Origin of the sequence: uncultured Cyclobacterium sp. (assembly GCF_963977555.1) — a bacterium.
In the GTDB taxonomy this organism is placed as follows: domain Bacteria; phylum Bacteroidota; class Bacteroidia; order Cytophagales; family Cyclobacteriaceae; genus Cyclobacterium.
This window is the reverse complement of record NZ_CAXBPD010000006.1, coordinates 92,910-119,509: the sequence shown is the minus strand read 5'-3', so window position 1 is coordinate 119,509 and position 26,600 is coordinate 92,910. Positions and strand designations below refer to the sequence as shown.

Below are 26,600 nucleotides of genomic sequence, written 5' to 3'. Positions count from 1 at the left end.
TAGTTAGTTTAATTAAGGTTACTACCTGCGCCTTGGGATAGATAATTTGTAATGGGGCACTTAATACTTCAATAGATCCCTATGTTGGTTTAAAACTATTGAAGTAAATTTTAGTCAATTACCTAGTGGATGGTTCTTACACAAATTTATCCCCTTGCAGGTAAGTACAGTATGGCTATTCAATCGAAAACTATTACATTTATCACTCATTAATTTAAATCCCATGTACCCTTTTACTACTAGATTTGTGCTACTCTTGCTAGCCATCAATGTTTTTAATTCTTTCCTAAGTAAAGCTCAAAAGGAACGTCCCAACATTATATTTATCCTCACGGATGATCAAAGGTGGGATGCTTTAGGTTACGCAGGCAACGACCTCATTCATACACCTGAAATGGATAAATTGGCTGAGGAAGGTAGCTACTTCCAAAATGCCTTGGTGACTACTCCTATCTGCGCAGCCAGCCGGGCAACTATTTTTACAGGTTTATATGAGCGAAGTCACGCATATACTTTCCAAACCGGCCCTATTAAACCCGAGTATATGGAAACTGCCTACCCCAAATTGCTTAAGGAAGCTGGTTACAATGTGGGGTTTTTTGGCAAGTTTGGGGTTAACCACAAAGATCTGGATGGACTGTTTGATTCCTTTGAATCTTACGATAGGAATGGGAAGTTTGCAGACCGCCGTGGCTATTACTACAAAACCATAGGTGCGGATACTGTACACTTAACACGTTATACAGGGCAGCAAGCGCTAGACTTCATTGAGGAGGCAAATGCTGATCAACCTTTCTGCCTTTCTCTTTCTTTTAGCGCTCCTCATGCGCATGACTCAGCCGAAAAACAATATTTCTGGCAGGATGAGACCGCACCATTATTGGATGGAATCACTATTCCCAAAGCAAAAATCTCAGAGGATCAGTATTTTGATGCCCAACCGGAGATGGTTAAAAGTGGCTTCAATAGATTGCGATGGACCTGGAGATATGACACTCCGGAAAAATATCAGCATAGCGTAAAGGGGTATTACCGTATGATTTCAGGGATAGACCTAGAAATCGCCAAAATCAGGAAGCAGTTAAAGGATAAAGGGATGGACAAGAATACAGTCATTATCCTGATGGGTGACAATGGTTATTTTTTAGGAGAGCGGCAACTGGCGGGGAAATGGTTACTTTATGACAATTCAGTCAGGGTGCCTTTAATTGTAATGGACCCAAGGTTAAAGAAACAGTCTGATTCTAAAGAAATGGCTGCCAATGTGGATGTCCCATCCACTATATTGGATTTGGCAGGGGTTGATATTCCTGCAGGCTATCAAGGTAAAAGCCTAGTTCCAGTGATCAAAGGAGAAAAATTAGATAGAGATACGGTTTTAATTGAACACCTATGGGATTTTGAAAATATACCACCTAGCGAAGGACTCAGGACTGCAGACTGGAAATATTTCCGTTATATCAATGACCAGTCCATAGCAGAAATGTATAACCTGGCAGAAGATCCGATGGAAATAAATAACCTGGCCAAGGATCCTCGATATGCTAGTAAAGTAGCGCAATTTGACAAAACATTGGATGCCATGACTTCCAAGTTTTCAGACAATAGTACAGCTGCACCAGTGAATATGCACATAGAAATGGTAAGGCGTCCCTCAGGGCAACAAATAATTGATAAAAACCCTGAATTTGGATGGCAGGTACCTGAAGGTTTGGACTTCCAATCTGCTTACCAGGTTTTGGTCAGCAGTTCAGCTGATAATAGCAAAAGAAATATTGGTGATGTTTGGAACAGTGGAAAAGTGCTTGACAGTAAAGTTTCGGATATAGGTTATATGGGGCAGGACCTCTCTGAAGGTAAAACCTATTTCTGGAAAGTGAGGATTTGGGATGAAGACAACCGAACAGGTAGGTATTCAGCCAGTCAAAGTTTTCAAGTAGGTGGAACAGATAACTACATTACTACGGGCAATATTTTTGAGTTGGAAGAGGTTTCTCCGAAATCAGTAGAGCAAGTAGCGACCAATACATGGTTGGTTGATTTTGGCAAAGCTGCTTTTGCAAACATGTCGTTTAATTACCCAAATACAAAGAAGGAGACAATCACAGTAAGAATAGGTGAACAACTTAAAGATGGCAGGATCAATTCAGACCCTCAGGGTAATATTAGGTTTGAAGAAGTGGAAGTTTCCGTGAGTCCTGATCAAACGGAATATTTCTTGGATTTGCCGAAAGACAAACGAAATACTGGTCCCGCAGCCGTTTCCCTTCCTGATAGTTTTCCGGTATTGCTTCCATTTCGATATGCAGAGATAGTTGCCAATAAAAAGCCGCAAATGCCTACACAGCAGGCTTATTTTAGTTTCTTCGATGACAGCCAAAGTAGTTTCAGCAGTTCAGATACGATTTTGAATCAGGTATGGGACCTTTGTAAATACTCCATGAAGGCTACTTCTTTCGCAGGCATTTATGTAGATGGTGACCGAGAAAGGATTCCCTATGAAGCGGATGCCTATATCAATCAGCTTAGTCACTATGCGGTGGACTGGGAGTACCCAATTGCTAGAAGGACAATCGAATACTTCATGGAAAACCCTACCTGGCCAACGGAGTGGCAATTGCACGTGGCTTTAATGTTTTATGAGGATTATAGGTATACAGGTAATACAGAACTTATAGAAAAGTATTATGATGAGTTAAAGCATAAAACACTGATGGAATTGGCAAGAGAAGATGGGTTAGTAAGCTCAGCTAATGCTACTCCAGCATTCATGAAAAAACTTGGGTTTAAGGATCCTGAAGTCAAATTGAAAGATATTGTTGATTGGCCACCTGCCCAAAAAGATACGGGTTGGAAGTTGGCAACGGCAGAAGGTGAGCGGGATGGTTTTGTATTCACGCCGATAAATACAGTGATCAATGCTTTATACTTCCGAAATTTGGAAATTATGGGTGAATTTGCTCGCCTTCTCAATAGGAATGATGAAGCCAGAGAATATGAATTAATGGCCATCAAAGTGAAAAAGGCGGTCAATGAAAAATTGATGAATCCCGATACTGGAGTTTATCTTGATGGTGAAGGGGCAGGGCATTCCTCTCTTCATGCGAATATGATGCCTTTGGCTTTTAACATGGTGCCGGAAGAAAATGTTGGTTCAGTCGTCGACTTTATTAAATCAAGAGGCATGGCTTGTAGTGTTTACGGTTCTCAATACCTAATGGATGGTTTGTACAATGCAGGAGAAGCGGATTATGCGCTTGAGCTGATGAGAGCTACTCATGATCGTAGTTGGTGGAACATGATTGCCATCGGGTCTACGGTTACTTTAGAGGCATGGGACATGAAGTACAAGCCTAACTCAGATTGGAACCATGCATGGGGCGCCGTACCAGGAAATATAGTTGCACGTAAAATGTGGGGTATTGAGCCCAAATCACCGGGGGCAGCCTTATTGCAAATCAAACCCCAATTGGGAAGTTTGACGGCGACAGAAATAACTGTCCCATTCATTACGGGAAAAGTTAAAGCTTCCTATAATAAGGTCAATAACCGGTTGCAACGTTATGTTTTTGAATTGCCTGCCAATGTTTCTGCCGAGTTAATTCTTAAATACAATGCCAATGATGCGATCTCTCTAAATGGCGAAAAGGTCAATACGCGTTTTGGATCTATACGGCTTTCACCCGGGAAAAATGAAATTGAATTGCAGGTGAATTCATTTTAAGAAAGATTTACAACACTTCCTGGCTTCTATCAGGAAGTGTTGTAATTACAACTAAGCAATTTTTTTGGTTACTTCAGAAAGAAATCGACCTATAGCGTCTATGGTTTAATTGCGAATAGGCGGATGTAACTTTTGGACTTATTTGTGGAATGCTTGAGTCAATACTGTGTAGAGCAATCTAAAATCACCTTACCCTAATTTAATTTTCAACTTATTTGGAGTAAATTGAGCTCAATCTCGGATCTTTTTTTGTTTGATATAGACTAATCATGGCAGCTCATCATCACCACCATCAATCAGGAAAAAACCTTAAAATAGCCTTTTTTCTAAATTTAGGTTTTACCATATTAGAATTTTTTGGAGGCCTTTACGTGAACAGTATCGCAATTATTTCTGATGCGGTCCATGACTTGGGAGATAGTCTTGCACTTGGATCTGCATGGTATTTGGATAAAAAATCAAAGCAGGAATCAGATAAAAAATTCTCTTTTGGTTACTCTAGGTTTTCACTTTTAGGAGCCCTCATTAACAGCATTGTATTGATTGGAGGGTCGATATATGTAATTAGTGAAGCTTTTGCCCGTTTGTTGAATCCTGAGCAAACCGATGCCAAAGGTATGTTTTATTTTGCAGTTATTGGCATTCTTGTAAATGGTTATGCCGCCTGGAAAATGAGCGGTGGAATATCGCTGAATGAGAAAGTGGTTTCCTGGCACCTACTTGAAGATGTTTTAGGTTGGGTTGCAGTAATGATTGTAGCCATTGTATTAAATTTTAAGGGTATTCCTTATCTGGATCCAGCCCTTTCATTGCTCCTTACAGCCTATATTCTTTGGGGCGTGGTTAGGAGGTTAAAGGAAACTTTGTATCTGTTTTTGCAAGGGGTACCAAAGGAAATCGATTTAGTGAAAATCGAAAAAGAATTGCTTGCCATAGACCACGTCCAGTCGTTACATCATACTCATATTTGGTCCTTGGAAGGGGAGCACCATGTTTTTTCTACTCATTTGAAACTTGAACGTATTACTTCTTTTGGAAATATCTTGGATGTGAAAAATGAGGCGAAAGCCCTTTTGAAAAAATACCATTTCAAACATTTCACTATAGAGACCGAATTGAATACTGAAAATTGTGACTTAGATTCAGACTAAAACGCATCTTGTCTTTATCGCTGCTGTAGTGCCATTTTTAAGCTGTTTGTCCACTTTCTATTTTTATTATTAAGTTTAGCTTTATTCTGACCTGCATCGGTAATCGTAACTTATAATTTAGTGAAATGTTAAAGCGTTATAGGGCAGGTGAAAAGAAATAATTATCTGTAATATTTGCTATATTGAATCTTATTGCTTAAAAAAAGTTAATAGATGCTTGACAAACTGTCAAATTTGAACCCTAATATTTTATAGTAAGTGACGTCACTGCTATTGTCCAGCCTAAAAATTATACCAATGGATGATTAAGCATTTATCAATGGACAACCTCAATCCACCTTTCGCTATTAAATGATAACCTAAAGAAATAAAGCCATGAAATCCCTAAAAAAAGAAGACCTTGACCAAGAAGTTTTTGACCTATATGATGACTATGCACACAGTAGGATAGAACGAAGAGAATTTGTTAATCGACTTTCCAAATTTGCAGTTGGAGGACTAACCGTTGCTGCAATAATGGGGTTCTTAATGCCGAATTATGCTAAAACAAGCCGATTTTCTGAGGCCGATCCTCGTCTAGTCGAAGAGACGATCACTTATAATTCACCAAATGGGGCAGGCACAATGAAAGGCTTGCTTGTTCGACCCAAAGAGGCGTCCGGAAAATTACCAGGAATAGTGGTGGTTCACGAAAACAGGGGGCTAAATCCATATATTGAAGACACCGCACGGCAGGCTGCTTTGGATGGTTTTATAGCTTTAGCACCTGATGCTTTGTCGCCAATGGGTGGCTACCCTGGTACAGATGATGAGGGTAGAACGATGCAGGGCAAAAGAGATAGAGAAGAAATGCTGCAGGATTTTATCGCTGGATTTGAGACACTGAAAGCCCACGAGGAATGCACAGGAAAAGTAGGGGTAGTTGGGTTTTGCTTTGGGGGATGGGTCTCTAATATGATGGCAGTGAGGGTTCCGGATCTTTCTGCTGCTGTTCCTTTTTATGGCGGTCAACCAACAGCAGAAGAAACTGCAAAAATAAATGCTCCTTTGCAATTGCATTTCGCAGGGCTTGATACCAGAGTGAATGCCGGTTGGCCTGATTATGAGCAAGCATTAAAGGCGAATGACAAAACCTATACAGCTTATATGTATCCTGAAGTAAATCATGGTTTCCACAATCATTCTACACCACGCTATGACGAAGCGGCAGCAAAATTAGCATGGGGTAGGACCATTGAATTTTTCAAAGAGCATTTGACCTGAGTTACGTACTATTGTGCTCCAAAAACTGTTTTATTTCCTTTTTATAAAAGGTTTAAAGTTATAGTTATTTGAATCCTGTAACCAAGTATAGGGTAGGCTTTTATTATTTAAAAATAAATACTTCAATTCAATGAGAATTAAATATTTCGTATTATTTTTTATCTGGTCATCTACATGTTTTTCTCAGATAACTACCATCCAACGGAATCCAGAGGTTCTTAGCATGGCCAATCAGGTTTCACAAGATAGTCTGAAGGAATACCTGCAAGGACTGGTGGCATTTGGTACCCGACATTCACTAAGCCAGGATTCGCAGGGGAGAGGAATAGAAGCAGCTAGGCAATATGTATTGACAAAATTTCGCTCATTTGAACCGCTAGCAGGTGGTAGACTTTCTTCAAAAATAGATTATTTCACCGTTGCCCCTGATGGTAAAAGAATAACACAGGAAACTAGGATGGGTAATGTAATGGCAACACTCAAAGGGACTGACCCAAAAGATGATAGGGTTTTTGTGGTGAGTGGGCACATTGATAGCAGGGTTTCTGACATTATGAACTCCGAAAGCGATGCCCCAGGAGCCAATGATGATGGTTCAGGGGTTGTTGCCTTGATAGAGATGGTTAGAATCATGTCAAGCCGTCCTTTTCCAGCCACCATCGTTTTTGTTGCTGTATCTGGGGAGGAGCAAGGGTTAATTGGTGCTACTCACTTGGCCAAGAAAGCAAAAGCCGAAAACTGGAACCTTGTCGCCATGATAAACAATGACATGATAGGAAACAGCAGGTCTAGTGGCACGGAGTTACGGGACAATACCAAACTTAGGGTGTTTAGTGAAGGCGTTCCACTATTTGAAACTGATGAGATGGCCACCTTAAGAAGGCAAACAAGCGCTGAAAATGATAGCAAGTCAAGGCAACTAGCCAGGTACATTAAAGAGGTGGGTGAACGTTATGTGGATCACCTTGAAATAAAACTGCTGTATCGGAACGATCGCTTTTTGCGGGGTGGAGATCATACGCCTTTTTCCAGAAAAGGTTTTGCAGCGGTACGCCTCTGCGAGATGAATGAAAATTATATCCAACAGCATCAGGATATTAGAGTAGAAAAGGGGATAGCCTATGGAGATAAGGTCGAACACATTGATTTCGAATACCTGAGAAAAAATACGGCAGCAAATCTAGTGGTCTTGGCTAGCTTAGCTAGGGCCCCATCTGTTCCCAGAGAGGTGGGGATTTTGATTAGTGAACTCACTAATAATTCCCAATTAACCTGGGTGGCCCCAGCATTTGGTGAAGCAGAAGGCTACTACGTGCTAATGAGGGAAACCAGTTCATCCATGTGGGAAAAGAAGATTTACACTAAGGACACTACTATTGAAATACCTTATTCAAAGGACAATTACTTTTTTGCTGTTCAGGCAGTAAGTAATGAGGGCGAAGAAAGTATGCCAGTATTTCCTATCCCTATCCGTTAGAAGAGAAGGGGCAATAATGTTAGTAAATACATTTTAATTTAAAATAAGCGTTCCTCATTAAAAAGCAGGTTTTCAATAAGCAAAATTCACCAAATGTGCTGCTGAGAAGGTTTTAAACATCTTGTTGAAATAGTCACAGTATTCTGCGAAAATTCCAGGGTTATTGCAGTCTATACCAGTGGAAATAGCTAGTGCTACCATTTCTACCGGTACGGGGATGGTAGCGATTGCCATAAAAGTTTTTTCTTCAGTCATCAGAATAGTCATGTATACATAGAGCCCGTATTGCAAACCGTCCTGCCCCATGAGGTATTCATTTCCCAGGGACAATATCCATGCAACTTTTCGACCAGCCTGGTATTCGTTCCATACAGAATAATCAGTATCGATGGTGAATCCGCTAACGCCATACCGCATAGCAAAATTTTGATTTATGATTTCACCTACTGAAACCAAAAGGTCTTCAAAATTTGTCTGAGAAAAATCATTCTGTACTCCATAAAAATACAGCTGCATGTCATTATTGTCAGGATTAATAACTTGAAAGGCTTCTTCCGCAGGATTGTAACTAAGCACCATTTCCTCTGGAACAGCTACTACCACCCCATTACTAATGTCTTCGTAGATATCAAAGCGCATTGCATCATAGTCCAGTTGTATGTTCATGTCCAGCTCAAATTCGTCAGAAAGCTTCAATAAATTTTCTGGATCGTCGGAAGTTTCGATCATATCAGTCAAGGACCTGTTTTTTGTAGGGTAAAACTCAAAACCAATGGCTTTAACGGGAGCAGCGCTTGATGATTTGAGACCAGATTCAGACAAAATTAATTTTTCGGATTCCAAAGAGGCTGGGCCAGTTCCGGGAGATTCAATTACCGCAGCAGCAGAGAAAAGTTGGGTAAGATTCTCAAAGCCATTTGGTAGCGATGTGTCATTTGACTGCTCCAATTCTAATAAATAGCTCGCCGGTATAATCCAACTTACATTACTGGCTCCTTTCTCGAGTCCCCCATCTCCTATTCCGATAAGTTTGCTTTGTGGGTCAAATACCGGAGCACCTGAAAACCCAGGCAACAAGCTTCCTTCGAGGTAGAGGATATTAAGATCTAGGGCGGGAAAACCAATTTTTGCCAGAGCGTCTTTGTCTTTTTTGGGAATTAAATGGCTCAACTTTTCAGGGTCTACATAACCCTTTTTCATTTGCCTTGAGGAACTCCCAGTGGCACCTCCGTTATAACCCAGGGCAAAGACATCTGTTCCAAATTTTATCTTTGAAGGATTAAATTGGTTAATAGGTGTAACAGTTGTAGGTGGAGCAGATTCCCCGTCTAACAATTCCAAAAGTACAAGATCTGCTTTCTGTAGCACTTTTTTTATTTTGGCTTTTCTCCATGCTTGTCCTTGGTACAAAATGCGTATATCACCTGTTCTGCTCATCCCGTGAAGCGAGGTGACAACCTGATTTGGTGTTTTCCAAACAAAACCTGTTAATGCATTTGAGGCATTATTGTTTGTAGAAACTACAACTTTAACCAATGAATTTTTCACATTGTCAGGATTAAATTGCCTGGCAGCTGCTTTATAGAAAAGCATGAAGGATAGGATGATGCACCAATACAATTTATTCATGGTTGAAAATTTTAATCAGCGAATGCATTACCATTTCCCTTTGATCAGGGTTAAATTGGGTTTTTATTTTTTTTAGTATTTCTGGCCAGGGAGCATTGGTGTTTTCAAAGGCAATTGTCATTTCTTCCAAACTGCTCTGTTGATTAAGTTGGGCGATTTCTCCCTCAGCCGTGATGATTACTCCGCCCTTTTCGTTATTTCCGCAAAAACCATCTCTAAGGATTAAAAGTGCTTCAGCTCCAATATTATCTGAGAGGTCTTTTTCGAAAAAAGAAGAAAGTTGGGCCCATATTCCTCCAGCTGTGTTGAAGGTATTATAGATTTCTGAGGCTGGCGTTTCCGGTGTTGCATATTCCAGAAAATCACAAGCTTTAACTTCAAACTCCGCACTGTATAGTACATTTGCCTGCCTTTTAGAAATCGTGGAGTCGGCTTGGATAAACCCAGTTACAAAGCGTCTGGCTTCTATTTCAGAATACCCAATATCTGTATAAATTTTCATCTTATCAGACAGGCTGGGCGCAAATGGATCATTGGCGCGGATATATAGGCCTATTAAAATACCAACTACAGAGAACAAGCCAAAGGAACCTATTCGTAGACTTTTAATCGGATTCAGGAATTTCTCATTTAATCCTACTAAAATGGCTAACAAGGAGGTAATGGTTCCAATCACCCCGCTTACTACAGGAGATACAGATAAGCCTAGAAGTAATCCCAAAAACAGGCCAATGCCCAAACCATTGAAAATTGCGGCATATCCTTGAAATCGGCTCGGATTTTGATTGGTTTTCCCATCTGGTATCAAATCCTTTAAATGGCTTTTTGAAGAATTGGTTGTGGATGAATCTTTCTCTTCCATTCCTTAAACATTTTATTTGAGGTTGGATTTGGTAGAAAATGTGGTTTAAGCTATTACAATTTAATGAAAAATATAGGATTGAAGTTATTTTGAGCTTTTATTTTGTTATTTCTAGGTTTTAGTATTTGATTTTCAGGTAGAGATGAATCTATCTCGTTGTGGTTTTCCTTTTAGTTTGACAGAAAAAGAAAATAACGAAAAAAGGTTGTGGCTTGGTTATACTCATAATTTTGATCTTAAATAATATCGAGGTGTATGGTATAAACTATAATAAGTTGATAGGAAGTTTAGGTTTTGCCGGTAGTAATGTATGGTGTTTTAACAAAAAAATGAGCAAATGCAATTATTAACTTTATTAATGACCGAAACTATATTAACGCTATTCAGTAAATTAAACACAAACCGATATATGTTTATTTTTTATAAGTAATTTATCATAAATAGTAAAACAATAAGGCTATGAAATATTATATGTTAACTTATTTATTGACTCATGATTACATGGATAGACGAGGCGACTATAGGGAAGAACACCTGTTACTTGCGGATGATTATTATAAAAAAGGCCTTTTATTGATGGGAGGGGCACTTTCAAGACCTGCAGACAAAGCAGTTTTAATTTTCAGATCTGAAATGGTGAATGATGTTGAAGCATTTGTTAAAGAAGATCCTTATGTGAAAAATGGCCTTGTAGAAAGTTGGGAGATCAGGGACTGGAGCGTAGTGGTAGGCGTGGTGTAATCCAGTTTATATTATTAACTTGATTGTATTAAAGGAGTTCATCTTTTAGGTAAATCATCTAAATAGACAATAAGTCTTTGAATTTTTTAAATAATTTTATATATTCATCTGCTATTGATTTTTTTTGACCGGATTTTCTAGTGTTGATGGTCGTGCTATTTTAACTGTTTTTTTTATGTTAAATATTTTGTAATGATCTAATTTAATTTTAGGATGAGGTATTCTTTAGTTTTTGCATTGGTACTGATTAGTGGGTATGGAATTTGTCAATCCACGAATAAAATTGGGGCAAGTGGGAATATAGGAATTGGGACCTTGAAGCCAGCAGTGGAATTAGATGTTGAGGGAGAAACTATATTGAGAGGAATATTAAATATAAGGGGAGATGAGTTTGCCCAATTTATTCAAGGTAGTAATGCTGATTCAAGAGGTGTTGCATTAGGTCCAAATGATTTCGGGTTAAAAACCAGGTACAGGAAATGGGGAGGAGGTTCAAGGGCTTTTAACCAGGTATGGTACGATCAAGGTGGAAGCAGTTTTTATTATGGAGGTTCTACGACCCCAATCTTTTCTATTTCGCCAAAAGGAGCTGGTGTAGGCACGGAGGACATTAGTCATAAACTGACAGTAGCAGGGTCTGGGAAATTTATTGGCACCCAATTTGACTATACAGAAATCAATTCAAATAAGAATGGGCAATACATTCGTCAATTTGGAAATGACGGTTCCAAAATCAGCTGGGTTATTAGAGGTTATTCTAATAATAATTTACAGGCTGAATTTAATAGTGGAGGGATTTTAGTGAATGGGAAGGTTCAAGCAAAGGAAGTAAACATTACCATGGATGGATGGGCTGATTATGTTTTCGATGCTGATTATCCACTAATGGACCTCAATGAGTTAGCGTTATTTATTAAGGAAAATGGGCATTTACCAGGTATTCCTGATGAGGAGGAAGTGAAAAAGGAAGGCCTTAATTTAGGTGAGATAAACACCAAGTTGCTAGAGAAAATCGAGGAGCTTACGCGCTATATTTTACTTCAAGAGGAGAAAATACAGGAGTTAATGATATTGAAAAAAGAGGTGAGTGAACTTAAAGAGGGGATTACCATAAAATAGCCTAAACACTTGAATTTAAGAATTGAGCTAATTTTACAAACGGAAAAAAAGTGAACTGTTTCATCGGATTTTTAAAAAGAGATACTTTTGTTTTTAAATAGGTGATTTAAAATAAAACCCCGTAGTCGTATTTTTTTACTATTTACTAAAAGTGAATTGCAATATCATTCTTGTATTTCAGCCTCCTTTTTGTCGAAGTGACTGTTATTTATTAAAAATTTTTTAGATTAGTAAATTGGATTCCTTAGCATGTCCTTGGAAAGTCCTGATCCTATTGGGAAGTTTGACAATAGACCATAAAATGGAAAGGTGAAATGATATATTAAGGCCTGATTTGATAAAAGCCTGTACCTAATGGGCCATTGAAAGACCAATGTAAACATTGATTCATTCCGACTTTAGGGGTCGGTATTATAACCTAAACAATCATATTATAGTTATGTTCTTGAAAACTTTATTTTTAATGGTATTGACCATCCTGACTCAATACACCCATTCAACCCCTGAAAAAGATAAAATCAAAGTCCTTATAATAGATGGTCAAAATAATCATACTGATTGGCCTAAAACAAGCTTAATGATGAAAAGTCAGCTGGAAGAAACAGGTCTTTTTCAAGTGACGATTGAGCGAACAAAATACACTTGGAATGGAGCTGAAAACAAAGCCTTCTTAAGCATGGCTGGTGCAGGGCAAACGGAAGATTTAAAAGAGCCGAAATCTGATCCGGATTTTAGCCCAAATTTCAAAGCTTATGACGTTATCGTTTCTAATTTTGGGTGGAAAGCTGCTCCATGGCCTGAGAAAACTATGGAAAAGTTCGAGAAGTTTATTCGTTCAGGTGGTGGATTTGTAAGTGTTCATGCCGCAGACAATTCTTTTCCTGAATGGTTGGCTTATAACGAAATGATTGGAATTGGAGGCTGGGGAGGTCGAAATGAAAAAGACGGTCCTTATGTTTATTACGATGCCCAAGGAAAATTGGTCAGGGATAATAGCCCTGGAGCTGCAGGTGCTCATGGGGCAAGAAACAGCTTTACAATCAATATCCGAAATGAAAATCATCCAATCACCGCGGGAATGCCTGATACTTGGCTGTCTGCCAGGGACGAGTGTTATGCACGCTTAAGAGGACCAGCCAAAAACATGACCATTCTCGCTACCGGCGAAGATTTGACCTATAAAAACAGGGATGGTAGGCATGAACCAGTTTTTATGGTAATAGATTATGGCAAAGGAAAAGTTTTTCATACTACCTTAGGTCATGATCAGGAGTCGCTTGAAGGAGTTGGCTTTATAAGTTCCTTTACCAGAGGTGTGGAATGGGCAGCAACGGGGGAGGTGACTTTGCCTATTCCTCGTGATTTTCCTACAAAAGACAAATCCATATCCAGGCCATTTACCTTCTGAAAATTATATTGGAAGAAATAATTCCCCATCACTTCTTGGGCTAGGGTTTAATTTATTGCAATTTTCCGGAGGTGAATTTAGCTGTTACAGGAATCTATTGAAAAAATAAAATTTTTTTCGTTTAACTTCATTTATCGATGATTCTTCACATTTATGAAACCCAATTAACTATGAGAATAACCAAAGCCTTTCTGTTCTTACTAAGCTTATGCCTGTTCAGTTGTGCGCCGGATAAAAAGCAACAAGAAGCGGTGGTTCAAAAGCCTAATATTTTATTCGTATTTGCAGATGACATGGCATTTACTCTCCTTGATGAGCTAGAGCAGAATGAAATCTTCACTCCAAATCTGGATAAATTAATGGCAGAAGGCACATCTTTTACCAAAGCCTATAATATGGGTAGTTGGTCGGGTGCAGTTTGTACGGCGTCCAGGAGCATGATGATTTCTGGCAGAAGTGTTTGGAATGCATTTGATCTCAAAGAGGAGTGGAGAAAGGGCGATAAAACCGATTTGACCTTGCCTAAATTACTTGAAGAATCAGGCTACGAAACCTATATGTCCGGGAAATGGCACGTAGATATACCCCCTCCTGAGATCTTTAACCATACCATTCATATTCGAGCAGGAATGCCAAAAGATACTTGGTCAAAAAACAATACAGGAGCGAAATTTGATTCCATAAATAAGATTGGTGCAGATCCAGCTTCTATTATGCCGTTAGGGTACAATAGACCACTTATTGATCAACAGGATGACTGGTCGCCATCTGACCGCTCTCTTGGAGGGTTTTGGGAAGGAGGAACCCATTGGAGTGAAGTGTTGAGAGAAGATGCCAAATCCTTTTTGGATAGTGCGTCCAAATCAAGCAATCCATTTTTTATGTATTTGGCCTTCAATGCGGTACATGATCCCAGGCAGTCTCCGGGTAGTTTTTTGGATTTGTATGTCGCTGAAGACCTGAAAATCCCTGAAAGTTTTATGCCTTTATACCCATATAAGGATGAAATTGGGAATGGACCTGGCTTAAGGGATGAAGCATTGGCTCCTTTTCCACGTACTCCATTTGCCATCAAAAAGCATTTGCAAGAGTATTATGCCATTGTTTCTCATATGGATTATCAAATCGGTAAGATTTTTGAAGAATTAGAAAGGAAAGGTCTTCGAGAAAACACCTATATCATCTTCACAGCGGATCATGGACTTGCCATGGGGAATCATGGTTTAATGGGTAAACAAACAATGTTTGACCATAGTATGGGAGCCCCTTTCATAGTTTCAGGACCCAATATACCGAAAGGGAAAAGGCTAGATCATGACATCTACATACAAGATGCAATGGCCACTATTCTGGAAATAGCAGGGGTAGATAAACCTGACTACGTTGAATTTGAAAGTTTACTGGACCTAATAAATGGTGACCAAGAATTGATTCGTGAAGAAGTTTATGGTGCTTATTTGAATAACCAGCGGATGATAAAGAAAGATGGTTTCAAGCTTATTGTATATCCAAATGCGAAGAAGCTGCTTTTATTCGATATGGAAAAGGATCCTTTAGAAATAAAGGATTTATCGGACCAGCCTCAATACAAGGAATTGAAGAGAAGTTTATTTACAGCGCTTCAACAACTACAAGGACGATTAAATGATAAACTGGAATTAAATAAGCTGGATTATGCCTTTTAAAAATTTATTTATGTGTTTTCGCCTTTCTCCATATATTCACCTAAGCAAATCCTTATGGGTTTTGATCCTCTTGTTTTCTTGCAATAGGGGAGCCAATGAAGACTTAGAAGAGACGAGAAAGCCTAATATAATTTATATAATGGCTGATGATCACACCAGTCAGGCATTTGGTGTTTATGGAAGTAGATTGGCAAGCCTCAATCCAACGCCTACTTTGGATAGCTTGGCCAAGTCAGGTATGCTCTTTGAAAATTGTTTTGTAAACAATTCTATTTGTGTGCCAAGCCGTGCAGCAGTTTTGACAGGTCAACGAGCCCAAACCAATGGAGTCATAGATTTAGAAGGTAGCCTTCCGCCTGAGAAACAATTTTTGCCACTGGAATTAAAAAAATTAGGCTATCAAACAGCGATTATAGGCAAATGGCACCTGAAGGAGGAGCCTGCTTCCTTTGATTACTATAAAGTGCTTAACCAACAAGGAACTTATTTTGATCCGGTTTTCAGGGTTCAGGGAAATGATGCCTGGCCTTCAAACGAAATTCAATACGAGGGGCATTCTTCTGATGTCATCACAGATCAGGTAATCAACTGGTTTGAAAACGAAAAAGAAGATGGGAAACCCTTTTTTCTAATGTACCATTTTAAAGCGCCACATGATGACTTTGAAAATGCACCCAGATATGAGGATTATTTGGAGGATGTATTTATTCCAGAGCCGGCAAGCCTATATGACAATGGCAACAATGGATCAGAAGCTACACGAGGTAAAAATGATAGTTTAACAAGATATATAGGGTCTTCTGTCTCGCACAGAAACCTGATAAGAAATCAAGCCATGAATATCTGGCAGGGACCAACTTATAAAAATTATCGTGATGCTGAAAATATTTTACCCAATGAATTGGTCAAATGGGAAATGGACGAGGAAGAGAAGAAATATACTTCAGAAGTCTACCAAAGCTACCTAAAAAAATACCTACGTTGTGTCAAGGGAATTGATGACAATATGAAGAGATTCTTAGTTTATCTAAAAGCCAATGGGCTGCTTGAAAACACAATTATCGTATACACCAGTGACCAAGGTTTTATGCTAGGGGAGCATGATTTTATTGACAAACGATGGATGTATGAGGAGTCTTTGAGGATGCCTTTTTTTATAAGATTTCCAGAAAAGGTCAAAGCCAACACCCGAACTGATGCTATAATAAACAATACTGATTTTGCACCAACCTTAATAGAGCTTGCTGGTGGGGTGAAGCCAGAATACATGCAAGGTAAAAGTTTTAAACCAATACTAGAAACAAATCAAGAACCTGAAGATTGGCAAAAGTCTACCTATTATAGATACTGGATGCACTTGGCCCATAGACATGGAAATCCTGCCCATTTTGGTGTAAGAACCAAGGAGTATAAATTGATTTTTTACTATGGAAAATATTGGGTGGATACTGATAATCCAAATGGAGATTGGAACAAGAGTAGCTGGGGAAATGACTTTACCACGCATACCCCTGTGGCGTGGGAATTTTATGATTTAAAAAAGGATCCTAAAGAAATGAATAATTTGTATGGGGATCCCGATTATAAAGATACCATTGCTCAATTAAAAGAGGAATTGAAAAGACTAAGGGTAGAGCTAAACGAAACAGATGAACAATACCCGCATATTCAAAAAGTAATTGACGAACATTGGAATGACTAATTCTTTGTGAATTATAACAGATGAGCTTCCAAAATGCTTGTTTGTATTTTGTATTTATAAAAAATAAAAAAATGAAGGCCATAGGATTTAGAAAATCACTTCCCATATCTGACAAGGATAGCTTTATTATGTTCGAAGCCGACCAGCCAAGTCCATCGGGCTACGATTTATTGGTGAAAGTGGCCGCCGTATCTGTAAACCCTGTAGATTTTAAAGTAAGGCAAAGTGCAGCGAAAGAGAATACCTTGGAAGACCCCAAGATAATTGGCTATGATGCCGTAGGTGAAGTAGTAGCAGTAGGTGACAAGGTAAGCCTTTTTAAGGAAGGAGATGAAGTTTACTATGCAGGAGACCTTACCAGAAGTGGCAGCAATGCAGCTTATCAATTGATAGATGAGCGAATTGTAGGAGCCAAGCCTAAATCATTAAGCATTCCCGAAGCAGCAGCACTTCCATTGACCGGATTGACTGCATGGGAGTCTATTTTTGACCGAATGAAAGTTGATCCTAATACAGCTGAGGGAAAGTCAATTCTAGTCCTGGCAGGTGCTGGTGGGGTAGGCTCCATTGCCATACAGATAGCAAAACAAATCGCTGGGCTAACGGTGATTGCTACAGCTTCGCGGGAAGAAACTGAAAATTGGTGCAAATCTATGGGGGCAGACTTTGTAGTGAACCACCATGAACTCAAATCAGGACTAGAAAAAATTGGGCACAAGGAAGTAGATTATATTCTGGATTGTGTGGATATAAATGGATATTGGGAAACCGTTATTGATATCATTAAACCTCAGGGTCATATAGTGACCATTTCAGGGAGCAGTGAGGCTTTAAATTTAATGTTGCTTAAAAATAAAAGTGTGTCTTTTTCATGGGAATTCATGTTTACACGCTCTATGTATACTACGGATGATATTATTAGGCAACATGAAATCCTTAATGAGATAGCTGATTTAGTGGATAAAGGTGTTTTAAAGTCAACCCTGAAAACTGAGCTAAAAGGATTCTCTGTGGAGAATTTTAAAAAAGCACATGAGATGCAGGAGTCTGGAAAATCAATAGGCAAAACGGTCATAACGTTTTAGTTAAAATTACTCCAGAGTTGGTACTGGACTCTTTTTTCCATTATTTGAAAATATGGCTTCAATTAAAACAAAACTGGCGAGGGCTGGGATCAATACCTTTTTCTTTTTGTTGCTTTTCACTATCCTATTGGCCTACTTATTTCCGGAATGGGGTGCGTCTAATCGAGGTATTACCATAGATGAGGTGACCTATTATGGGGTTTCTTTGATTTTTCTTTTCTATGGAATCAAAATTAGTCCTACTACCCTGAGAATAGGCTTGTCCAATTGGAAACTCCACCTATTAATACAAGGCACTACTTTTGTTATTTTTCCCTTGCTGATATTAATATTTTACTGGTTTTTTGGAGACCAAAATAATTTGTTTTGGTTAGGTACTTTTTACCTGGCAGCGCTTCCTTCTACCGTTTCCTCCTCTGTAGTGATGGTGTCGATAGCTGGAGGTAACTTGCCCGCTGCTATATTTAATGCCAGTATTTCAAGTATTATAGGGATTTTAATTACCCCTCTATGGATGGGGCTTTTCCTCAGCGCCGAAAATGCTAATTTCGAGCTTTTAAATACGGTTTGGGCACTCGTGCAACAAATTCTTATTCCGGTAATCATAGGTGTATTTCTGCACAAGTGGTTATTTAAATGGGTTCAGAAGTACAATAAAATGCTTAAAAACTTTGACCAATTGGTGATTCTGTTGATTGTTTTTTCGGCATTCTCACATTCTTTTGGAGGGAATATGTTCGAAGGTCAGAACCTACTGGCCTTGGGTTTTTGGATGTTGCTTTTATTTTGTCTTATGGCGGGTGGGATGTATTTATTGGGCCGGTGGCTTTCCTTTGAAAGAGGGGATCGGATAACGGTGTTGTTTTGTGGATCCAAAAAATCCTTGGTCCAAGGTGCTGTAATGGGCAAAATTCTATTTCCAGATCCGGTCGTTTTTGGGGTGGTTTTGCTACCCTTAATGGTTTACCATACTTTGCAACTTATACTTGGCAGTGCGCTGGCAGAAAGAATGGCCCTTTCTGAGGGAGATAAGGTTAAATGAAATTTCGTGTTTAATTGAAAGATTGATCCCCGGATGCTTCAGCAGTTAGCCTAGCTGCCATCGATTTACCCAGATAGCGATCAATTAGTCCATGTCCTGCATAAAGAAGGGGGGTGAGGGCTATGGCTACTAAGAATTTGTAGATGTAGTTGATTATGCCGACGGCAATGATTTGTTCTATAGACCAGTTGCCAAATACATAAAAGGCAATTCCTAGCACCACAAAAGAATCGATGAATTGAGAGACCAAAGTAGAGCCCGTTGCCCTAAGCCAAATCATTTTCGAACCTGTAATGCTTCTTAATTTCTGGAAAATATAAACATCAAGCAGTTGACCGATTAGGAAAGCGATAAGAGAACCGATAATAATTCCTAGTCCTTGTCTAAAGATGGTGTTAAAGGCATAATCAATATTGAAAGGATTGCCGTTATTGTCCACTTCATTTACATCAAGCCAGAAAGATGCTGGAGGGAGTTTGGTGACAAGTGAGATTACGATAAAGACATAGGCAATCAATCCTGCTGTAATAAAGCTAATTTTACGCACACCTTTTTTGCCGAAATATTCATTGATAATATCAGTTGTGATAAAAACCACCGGCCAAATAACAGCCCCTGCAGTCAGATTGAAATCCAAGGTGTAAGTACCAAAAAATGTCCAGTTTGCAGGGGACAAGCCCAATGTTTCCTCGCCAGAAAAAATTTTCACACCAATGATTTCCGCCAAAATTGCATTGGTAAGAAAGATACCAGCTAGAATTATAAATAAATTAGTTTTCTTGGATTGGTATTCCTTTTCGCTAATCTCCATATTTATTTGATAGTGTAGGTAACTCCTTCTTCACTCAATAAACTGGGACCAAAAGTTGCTCGGGCCTCATTCAATAGTAAATCCAATTTAGCGTACCTACTTGAATAATGACCCAGCAAAAGTTTTTTAACATTTGCAGCTTTTGCTATTAGGGCCGCTTCCTTTGATGTGCTGTGCTTGGTGATTTTTGCGCGTTTTTTTTCTGCCTCCATAAAGGTCGATTCGTGATAGAGCAAATCTGAGCCTATTATATGGGGGACTAAATTGAGGTCAAAGGCGGTGTCTGAACAATAGCTATATTTCCGAGGAGGTGTTTTTTCACAAAATTCTGAAGCCTTAAGAAGCACATTTCCATCGTTGTCTTCTACATCTTGTCCTTTTTGAAGGAGGTGAATGTCGGCTACTGCTGGCTGGTGTTTGGCAATCATCTCTTTATTAAGATGTATTCTTGCATGTTTTTCCTCGAAACTAAAACCTGTGCAAGGAATCCTATGTTGCAATGGGAAAGAATAAATTGCCAGCTCTCGGATTTCCGCTAATTGTATTTTTCCTTGTGGAATGGTAAGGTGAAATAGTAGCGGGAAGTTCAGGATTGAGCCTGAGTACTTCAATTGAATGGTGATAATGTCGTCTAGGCCTTTTGGGCCATAGATGTGTAAAGGTAATTTCCTTTTATTTAGGTTGTAGGTATTAATTAGTCCCATCAATCCCAAATAATGGTCTCCATGAAGATGGGAAATAAAGATATGGTTAATCTTGGAGTATTTTATTTTGAATTTTCTCAGTTGTTGTTGGGTCGATTCGCCACAATCAATCAAAAAAGATTCACCATCCCAGGAAATCAATTGAGATGTTTGGTTACGGCCATGTGCTGGAATGGCTGAATTGGAACCTAGAATGGTGATTTTAAAATCCAAATGCTTTTATCGATTATTCTTCTTCATCTTTTTCAGCGCCACTCTCTATTTCATGGATAAAAATAGCTTCAGCTGCTGCTTCGTTATCATCCACTACTTTAAATACTTTATCAAGCATCGATATTTTCAATAACTTCACAACGTGCTCCTGTAGTGATGACAAAACAAACACACCTCCGATTTCATTGAAAGCTCTGTTTCCAACCAATAAAGCACTTAATCCGCTTGAATCAGCGTATTTTACGCTTCCCATGTCCAAAATCAGGTTTTTATAGCCTTCAGCATGTACTGTAAGCAGTTCTGATTTTAATTGTGGTGAAAGTGTGCTATCCAGCTTTTCTTCCATTATTGTAAAAACGACAAATTGTTCTTTTTTATCTACAGCGTATTTCATTATTTTTTATGTATTTACCAATCTTGAACATATGTAAGGAGGTTTTGTTCCATTTGTTCAAAGTTGGTGGTTGTTTTAAATACCGATTTAAAATTAGCTTAAAAATTGATGAGGCCAAAATGTTCGGTTCAATTATATATTAGCCAGTATAACCTCTTTGATCCTTTCGGATGCATCCTGACTTTTTGCTGGCTGAAAATCATGCCCTGTGATATGTTCATACAGCTCAATATATCTTTTTGAGATTGAGTCAATTATTTCTGGTGTCATTTCTGGAATGTTCTGACCTTCCTTGCCTTGAAAACCATTTTCAATCAACCATTGTCGGACAAATTCTTTTGAAAGCTGTTTTTGAACCGCGCCTTCCTGCTGACGTTTCTCATAGCCTTCCAAATAGAAATACCTGGAAGAATCTGGGGTGTGTATTTCGTCTATAAGAAGGATTTGATCTCCAAACTTACCGAATTCATATTTTGTATCCACTAATATTAAACCTTTGCTGCGGGCCATTTCACTGCCTGACTTAAATAGAGCTCTGGTATATTGTTCTAGTAGCAGGTAATCTTTTTCGCTGACAATGCCTTGGCTTAGAATCTCTTCTCTGGAAATGTCTTCGTCATGCCCTTGGTCAGCCTTGGTCGTAGGAGTAATAATAGGCGTTGGAAGTGCATCGTTTTCTTTCAAACCATCAGGAAGAGAGACTCCACAAATACTTCTTTTCCCATCTCTATATTCTCTCCATGCATGTCCTGCCAGGTATCCACGAATCACCATTTCAACCTTGAAAGGGATGCATTTTTTTCCAATTGTTACATTGGGATCAGGTGTTGAAGTTACCCAGTTTGGAACTATTTCAGCTGTTGAGGCTAGGAAATAGGAGGCAATTTGATTCAGTACCTGCCCTTTAAAAGGAATGGGTTTCGGCAATACTACGTCAAAGGCTGATATGCGATCAGTTGCAACAACAGCAATCATTTTGTCAAATATATAGACATCTCTTACCTTCCCTTTGTAAAAGTCTACCTGCCCGGGGAATTCGAATTGTGTGCTTTTTATACCTTGGTTCATTGTACCTTAGATTTTAAACACAAAAATAGAAAATAATCTGATGCATGTTCTAATTTTTCAATGTTACTGAAAATCTATCGCTGAAATTGTCCCCTTAACGAAATAGCACTTCATTTTAATGCTTTAGATATTGATGGACTCAGAATATTTTTTGACCTGTCTTATAGGTAGACTCTTCTATAATGGCTCCTGATTTGTCTCTAGAAGTAAAAACCCCGTCTTTTAAACCACGATTATACCTTCCCTCAAGTGCCACAACTCCATTTTCGTGGTAATCTATGTATTCACCATTCCTTATTCCATTTTTGTAGTTGATTTCACTGGCCTTATTGCCATCAGGAAAAAAGGTGATATAAAGCCCCTGGAGGCTTCCTTTGCTAAATCTCTTTTCTTCAACCTTATTCCCGGTCTCGGAAAATTCTTCTTGTAACCCATTTAAAACACCATCCTTAAAGGATTGTTTTTCATGTATTTGACCGTTTTCGTAAAAACTTGTGTGGGCCCCATCTGGTTTTCCTTTTGCAAATTCTGTTATGCTTTTTAGTTTTCCAGAAGGAAAGAAACTTTCCAATTGCCCTTCAATAGCTCCATTTTTAAAGGTGGCAACCTGGGAGAGTTCGCCATTGGGGTAAAAAGACCTTACTTCTCCATGAGCAAGATTATTCAAAAAGGGTGTTATTTTGACGGTATCCTGAGTGATTGGGTGAATGTCTATGAAATTTGCCTCTTTCCTACCATTTTCATACTCACCAAATTGAATGAGCTTTCCAAACTGGTCATAAAGCTGGTAGGCACCATGCGCCATGCCCTCTTTTGTTTCAAATTTTTCCCTAATCATCGTTTCTCCAGAATCGTAATAGGTAGTGTGAACTTGAGCAAGTCCTGGGGAGGCAAAGCAGGTCAATAGAAAAAGAATATTGAAAGAAGCGAATTTCATATGTCGTCGTTTTCCTATATAAGACTGATATGAGTAACGGATAGTTACATTTTTTCTATGACAATAGCAGAGGCACCACCGCCACCATTGCAAATTGCAGCAACTCCCAGTTTTCCATTTTCCTGATGAAGTATGGAAAGCAAAGTGGTTATGATCCTGCTTCCTGAACATCCCAGTGGATGGCCCAATGCGACTGCTCCTCCATAAACATTTAATTTCGAATCTGGAATCTGAAGCAATTGTTGATTGGCTAGGGCAACAGCAGCAAAAGCTTCATTTATCTCAAAAAAATCTATGGCATCTATATTTATACCAGCATTTTTTAATGCTTTTGGTATGGCTATGGAAGGCGCAGTGGTAAACCACAATGGGTTAGTAGCTGCATCTGAGAAGCCCAAAATTCTCCCAATGATTGGCAAATTCAAGGATAAGGCTGTTTCTTTGTTCGCTAAAATTATAGCGGATGCACCGTCGCTAATGCTTGAAGCATTGGCAGCTGTAACGGTCCCACCCGGTGAAAAAACAGGCCTTAATTGCGGTATTTTTTCGAAGTTGACCTTTTTGAAATCTTCATCTTCTGAGACCACACTTGTATCATTCCCTCTTCCTTTAATTCTGATTGGGCTTATTTCACTGTTAAATGAACCTTTTCCCCATGCAGCTGCTGCGAGTTGATAACTTTTTATCGCATATTTATCCTGAGCCTCACGACTTATACTCATTTCTTTGGCTGTATTTTCAGCACAATTTCCCATCGGAAAGTTATTATAAACCTCTTGGAGTCCATCTTTTTGGAGTCCATCAACCATTTCCCCGTCGCCAAATTTGTAACCGAAACGAGCATTGGGTAAGTAATAGGGGACATTACTCATGCTTTCCATGCCACCAGCTACCACTATTTCAGCTTGCCCACACATGATAGACTGTGCGCCTAGCATCACAGCCTTCATCCCTGAAGCACAAACTTTATTAATCGTGGTGCATGGGGTCGAATTGGGTAATCCTGCTTTTAAGGCGGCTTGTCTGGCAGGAGCCTGCCCTATATTAGCCGAGAGAACATTTCCCATGAACACTTCACTTACTCGTTCAGTGTCCTGTAAACCACACTTCCCTAAAGCAGATTTAATTACAAAACCACCTAATTCAGAGGCGGAGAGTGAAGACAATTGTCCTCCAAAGCCACCAATTGGTGTTCTTGCGGTGGCTATAATATAAACTTCTCTCATCTTGGTCAAATTGAATTAATAATCAGGAAGGCCTCGTTTGGGTTGTTGGCTTGGTTTCTTTTTGTTTTGCTGAATATACCTAAGCTCATTGCTATTCATGGCATCGAGAATTTGAGCAGCTTGTTCTGGAGTAATGTTCATCTGTTCCAACCGTTGCTTAAGTTCCTCCATCGCTTTTTCTCTCTCGCTTAGGTCACTTTCCATGCTGTTTTTCTCATCGGAATCTTCATTCTCCTCTGTTTTCTCACCACGTTTTTCCTCCATTTCGTCAGACTTGTCAGCACCATCTTCATCGGTTTGCTCTTCTCCTTCTCCGCTCTCTTGGTCTTCGCTATCTTGCTTTTCCTGCTCCTGCTGGTCTTGTTCCTGATTTTGTTCTTGTTGTTCCTCGTTTTCCTGATCCTGGTTTTCTTGGTCTTTTTTCTCTTGGTCTTCTTGGTCTTTCTTTAATTTTTCCCAGAGTGCATTTAGCTTGGCATCTTGTGGGTATTTCTCGAGTCCTTCTGCCAATAGTTGACTGGTGCCTTGCATGTCCTCATTTACATATTGTTTTGCGGCCTTGTTAAAGTAATCTGCCTGAGATTGAGATTTCCCGGTTATTGGAAACAATATTATAAGAAGGACTATTAGGCAAAGGTTATTTATTGATTTCATCGATATCCTTTAAATGGTCTATAAATTGCTGGTAGGAGGCTACTGTTTCGTCGATTTCCAAGGCTCGATTCATGGTGTTAAGTGCCTCCTCAAATTGGAACCTATCGACCAAGTCATCCGCTTGTGCTTTCATCCTTTTAGCATAATTTGAAGGCTCTGGTTTGTCTTCCTGATCTTGGTTTTCCTCGTTTTCTTGATTTTCTTCATTGCCCTCTAACCATCGACTTAGTAGCTCATAGTTATAACGTGCTTTCTCATTGTCAGGAGCATTCAACAAGGCCGTTTTAAAATAGGCAAGGGCTTCCTTGTATTTTTTTTCATTGCCCAACATCACTCCTTGTTGGTTAGAGGCAAATGATGATATCTCACCAAACGTGTTATTTGCTAACGCTTCATAGGTTTTTTTAGCATCTTCTTCTTGCCCATTGTTTTGATAACTTAAGGCAAGATTGAACTTAATTTCAGGCTGGTTAAGGCCATGTTCATCAATTAACGCAAGGTGATTTCTTACGGAATTTTCATAATCCGCTTCCTTAAATGAACGTGAGGCAATGTCAATAGCTTCATTTGTAATCGCTATATTTTTCCAGTCACTTGGTAACATTAATAAAACCCATAGAATATATCTGGAAACCATTGTGTTGATTTTTTTTCAGTTGAATTAAAATGATAAGGTTTTTACGGGTAATATCGCATCGATTACCGCCAGTAGGAGGGCAGCCAAAAGGAAATAGAAGTACTTATTGGAGGAGGCTTCTACAGTTCTGCTCGCCATTACAGTGCCTTCTAATTTTGAGATCGTATCAATTAAATGAGGGATGTCATTTTGATCACTACTTAATTCAAAATAATCCCCACCTGAATCGTTGGCTATTTTTTTGAGGTTGTCTGAGGTAAGTCTTGAAATGGCGGGTCTGTTCGTTGTTTGGTCGATTACAACCCCGCTTCCTCTAGGGATCGTACTACCGTTAGCTGTGCCAACTCCCATACTAAAGACCTTAATTCCTTTTGAATTCAACTCATTTAAAGTTTCTTCCAAACCATCACCAAAATCCTCTCCATCGCTTATTAAAATAATGGCTTTCGATTTGGGTTCTTGACTTTCATCGCTTTGGAACTTGCTAAATGCCAGTTTTAACGGTGCTGCGATGTCTGTTCCAGAATTAGGTACAAGACCGCTGTTTAGCCCATCTAAATGTAACTGAATCACATTTTGGTCAAAAGTTAAAGGACATTGGATAAAAGCCTCCGATGAAAAAATAATTATACCCAAACGATCAGAACTGAAATTCTTAACCAAATTTTTCAACTCAAACTTGACCCGCTGTAGTCTGCTAGGGTTAATGTCCTCAGCATTCATCGACCTGGAAAGGTCAATGGCTAAAAAGATGTCTTTTCCCTCCTGCTTTATTTCTTTCATAGCATTGCCTATAGATGGGCCTGCCAATGCGATGAGAAACAGCGCGAAATACAAACTTCTTAGGACCATCTTCCATATCAGTCGCCGTTTTTTAACAGTGATTTTCTGGTTGATTTTCCAAAATCGATACAAATATAATCCATAGAGCAAAATAAATATTATTGCCAGGATTACCATTAAACTATTGTCAGGATATGCCCAAATCATAAGTTGAAATTAATCATTATAACTTAAAACGAAATGGTTGAAGAATAATTATTGTTTTTTTCAAACCTTTAAGTCAAT

At 39.0% G+C, this 26,600-nt stretch carries 22 protein-coding genes; 11 read left to right on the top strand and 11 right to left on the bottom strand.

Features of this window, described 5'->3' with window-relative positions:
* The first annotated feature begins 223 nt into the window (after nucleotides 1-223).
* From AAC073_RS09120 to AAC073_RS09105, 4 genes are all read left to right on the top strand, one after another.
* Nucleotides 224-3,724: a sulfatase-like hydrolase/transferase gene (locus tag AAC073_RS09120; RefSeq protein WP_339923548.1), complete on the top strand. Its 3,501-nt coding sequence runs from the start codon at nucleotides 224-226 to the stop codon at nucleotides 3,722-3,724.
* A gap of 269 nt (nucleotides 3,725-3,993) precedes the next feature.
* Entirely contained in the window at nucleotides 3,994-4,875 is an 882-nt protein-coding gene (locus AAC073_RS09115) for a cation diffusion facilitator family transporter (RefSeq protein WP_339923547.1), read from the top strand.
* Nucleotides 4,876-5,250: 375 nt separating this feature from the next.
* Entirely contained in the window at nucleotides 5,251-6,138 is an 888-nt protein-coding gene (locus AAC073_RS09110) for a dienelactone hydrolase family protein (protein ID WP_339923546.1), read from the top strand.
* A 130-nt stretch (nucleotides 6,139-6,268) separates the two neighbouring features.
* The gene (locus AAC073_RS09105) at nucleotides 6,269-7,615 is read left to right on the top strand and encodes a M28 family metallopeptidase (protein WP_339923545.1); all 1,347 of its coding nucleotides are present in this window, start codon (nucleotides 6,269-6,271) and stop codon (nucleotides 7,613-7,615) included.
* 72 nt (nucleotides 7,616-7,687) lie between these two features.
* Here the strand turns inward: AAC073_RS09105 and AAC073_RS09100 are convergent, their stop codons facing one another.
* Nucleotides 7,688-9,244, bottom strand: a complete 1,557-nt coding sequence (locus tag AAC073_RS09100) for a serine protease (RefSeq protein ID WP_339923544.1) — start codon at nucleotides 9,242-9,244, stop codon at nucleotides 7,688-7,690.
* Complete coding sequence (locus AAC073_RS09095) at nucleotides 9,237-10,106, bottom strand: hypothetical protein (RefSeq protein WP_339923543.1); 870 nt, start codon at nucleotides 10,104-10,106, stop codon at nucleotides 9,237-9,239. The genes AAC073_RS09100 and AAC073_RS09095 overlap by 8 nt, the downstream gene beginning before the upstream one ends.
* Before the next feature lie 459 nt (nucleotides 10,107-10,565).
* Between AAC073_RS09095 and AAC073_RS09090 the strand changes: the two genes are divergently transcribed.
* From AAC073_RS09090 to AAC073_RS09060, 7 genes are all read left to right on the top strand, one after another.
* Nucleotides 10,566-10,847: a YciI-like protein gene (locus AAC073_RS09090; protein WP_339923542.1), complete on the top strand. Its 282-nt coding sequence runs from the start codon at nucleotides 10,566-10,568 to the stop codon at nucleotides 10,845-10,847.
* 213 nt (nucleotides 10,848-11,060) lie between these two features.
* A complete protein-coding gene (locus AAC073_RS09085; protein WP_339923541.1) occupies nucleotides 11,061-11,966 on the top strand; it encodes a hypothetical protein in 906 nt (301 codons plus the stop codon).
* A 463-nt stretch (nucleotides 11,967-12,429) separates the two neighbouring features.
* Nucleotides 12,430-13,374, top strand: coding sequence for a ThuA domain-containing protein (locus tag AAC073_RS09080; RefSeq protein ID WP_339923540.1), 945 nt, complete (start codon nucleotides 12,430-12,432; stop codon nucleotides 13,372-13,374).
* Between the two features lie 170 nt (nucleotides 13,375-13,544).
* Nucleotides 13,545-15,059 (top strand): sulfatase-like hydrolase/transferase, encoded by a 1,515-nt coding sequence (locus AAC073_RS09075; RefSeq protein ID WP_339923539.1) that lies wholly within the window; start codon nucleotides 13,545-13,547, stop codon nucleotides 15,057-15,059.
* On the top strand, nucleotides 15,049-16,761 hold the full coding sequence (locus AAC073_RS09070; RefSeq protein WP_339923538.1) for a sulfatase: 1,713 nt from the start codon (nucleotides 15,049-15,051) through the stop codon (nucleotides 16,759-16,761). The genes AAC073_RS09075 and AAC073_RS09070 overlap by 11 nt, the downstream gene beginning before the upstream one ends.
* Nucleotides 16,762-16,832: 71 nt before the next feature.
* The gene (locus AAC073_RS09065; RefSeq protein WP_339923537.1) at nucleotides 16,833-17,846 is read left to right on the top strand and encodes a zinc-binding alcohol dehydrogenase family protein; all 1,014 of its coding nucleotides are present in this window, start codon (nucleotides 16,833-16,835) and stop codon (nucleotides 17,844-17,846) included.
* Between the two features lie 52 nt (nucleotides 17,847-17,898).
* Nucleotides 17,899-18,888 carry a bile acid:sodium symporter family protein gene (locus AAC073_RS09060; RefSeq protein WP_339923536.1) on the top strand — a complete coding sequence of 330 codons (990 nt, stop codon included), beginning with the start codon at nucleotides 17,899-17,901 and terminating at the stop codon, nucleotides 18,886-18,888.
* Nucleotides 18,889-18,898: 10 nt separating this feature from the next.
* Here the strand turns inward: AAC073_RS09060 and AAC073_RS09055 are convergent, their stop codons facing one another.
* From AAC073_RS09055 to AAC073_RS09015, 9 genes are all read right to left on the bottom strand, one after another.
* Entirely contained in the window at nucleotides 18,899-19,699 is an 801-nt protein-coding gene (locus AAC073_RS09055; protein WP_339923535.1) for a queuosine precursor transporter, read from the bottom strand.
* Between the two features lie 2 nt (nucleotides 19,700-19,701).
* Entirely contained in the window at nucleotides 19,702-20,616 is a 915-nt protein-coding gene (locus AAC073_RS09050) for a ribonuclease Z (RefSeq protein ID WP_339923534.1), read from the bottom strand.
* Between the two features lie 13 nt (nucleotides 20,617-20,629).
* The gene (locus tag AAC073_RS09045; protein ID WP_339923533.1) at nucleotides 20,630-21,010 is read right to left on the bottom strand and encodes an STAS domain-containing protein; all 381 of its coding nucleotides are present in this window, start codon (nucleotides 21,008-21,010) and stop codon (nucleotides 20,630-20,632) included.
* Between the two features lie 132 nt (nucleotides 21,011-21,142).
* The gene (locus AAC073_RS09040; RefSeq protein ID WP_339923532.1) at nucleotides 21,143-22,078 is read right to left on the bottom strand and encodes a phosphoribosylaminoimidazolesuccinocarboxamide synthase; all 936 of its coding nucleotides are present in this window, start codon (nucleotides 22,076-22,078) and stop codon (nucleotides 21,143-21,145) included.
* A gap of 139 nt (nucleotides 22,079-22,217) precedes the next feature.
* The gene (locus AAC073_RS09035; RefSeq protein ID WP_339923531.1) at nucleotides 22,218-23,015 is read right to left on the bottom strand and encodes a toxin-antitoxin system YwqK family antitoxin; all 798 of its coding nucleotides are present in this window, start codon (nucleotides 23,013-23,015) and stop codon (nucleotides 22,218-22,220) included.
* 44 nt (nucleotides 23,016-23,059) lie between these two features.
* Nucleotides 23,060-24,241: an acetyl-CoA C-acyltransferase gene (locus tag AAC073_RS09030; protein ID WP_339923530.1), complete on the bottom strand. Its 1,182-nt coding sequence runs from the start codon at nucleotides 24,239-24,241 to the stop codon at nucleotides 23,060-23,062.
* 15 nt (nucleotides 24,242-24,256) lie between these two features.
* On the bottom strand, nucleotides 24,257-24,895 hold the full coding sequence (locus AAC073_RS09025) for a hypothetical protein (protein WP_339923529.1): 639 nt from the start codon (nucleotides 24,893-24,895) through the stop codon (nucleotides 24,257-24,259).
* Nucleotides 24,879-25,532 carry a tetratricopeptide repeat protein gene (locus AAC073_RS09020; protein WP_339923528.1) on the bottom strand — a complete coding sequence of 218 codons (654 nt, stop codon included), beginning with the start codon at nucleotides 25,530-25,532 and terminating at the stop codon, nucleotides 24,879-24,881. The genes AAC073_RS09025 and AAC073_RS09020 overlap by 17 nt, the downstream gene beginning before the upstream one ends.
* Nucleotides 25,533-25,556: 24 nt before the next feature.
* Nucleotides 25,557-26,522, bottom strand: a complete 966-nt coding sequence (locus AAC073_RS09015) for a VWA domain-containing protein (RefSeq protein WP_339923527.1) — start codon at nucleotides 26,520-26,522, stop codon at nucleotides 25,557-25,559.
* Nucleotides 26,523-26,600: the final 78 nt, after the last annotated feature.